The organism is Marinomonas transparens (genome assembly GCF_016463975.1).
GTDB lineage: Bacteria > Pseudomonadota > Gammaproteobacteria > Pseudomonadales > Marinomonadaceae > Marinomonas > Marinomonas transparens.
Window position 1 is genome coordinate 1 of sequence record NZ_JAEMNX010000075.1, and the last position, 817, is coordinate 817.

The 817-nt window shown below is 48.3% G+C and carries 1 protein-coding gene; it reads left to right on the top strand.

What is annotated here, in order from left to right; all coding sequences use genetic code 11:
- On the top strand, positions 1-817 hold an 817-nt coding region (locus I8J31_RS20705), incomplete at both ends, for a hypothetical protein (protein WP_199470484.1).

Sequence of the window (817 nt, forward strand, 5' to 3'; positions counted from 1 at the left end):
TACTGTTGATGGCACCATTACCAATAAAAACAAGGCCCTGATACACGCCGATCAACTTCTCACCCTAACCAGTACTAATGGCGACCTTATTAACACGGATGCCATTATTGAATCGGTGACGAAAGCGACGCTGAAGAGCAATAAGCTCACCAACACGGGCACGCTATTAACTCAAGACGACAGTCTAACCATCAATGCCACGGACATTGAGAACCAAGGGTCTATTCAAAGCCATGGACTCACCATCACCGCCGATTCATTAGAAAACCGTACCGAGCTCGGCGAACTCTACTCGACGGATACCCTAGACCTTACTATCGATGGCACTATCACCAATAAAGACAGCGCCTTGATTCATGCTGATAACACCCTTGTTTTAACCAGCACCAATGGGGACTTTTTTAATACGAATGCCAAGATAGAGGCGATCGGCGCCACGACAGTGAATGCGCAAAACGTGACGAATACCGGCACACTAATCGTACAAGACGGTCGTTTAACCATAGGGAATGGTGAGGAAGGGACAGGAAAAGTCGATAATCAAGGGACGCTTCAGGGTAAGGGGCTGACCATTACCGCGGATGTATTAGAGAACAGCACAGAGAGCGGTAAACTCTACTCGACGGACACCCTAGACCTTATCGTTGAGGGTAAGGTCACCAACAAGGACAATGCGCTTATTCATGCGGATAAAGCGCTCGCTCTCACCAGTACTAATGGTGACCTAGTCAACAGCAACGCCACCATAGAATCGGTCACCAACACCACCCTCAACAGCCAAAAGCTGACGAACTCAGGGAAGATCTTAGCTCAAGAT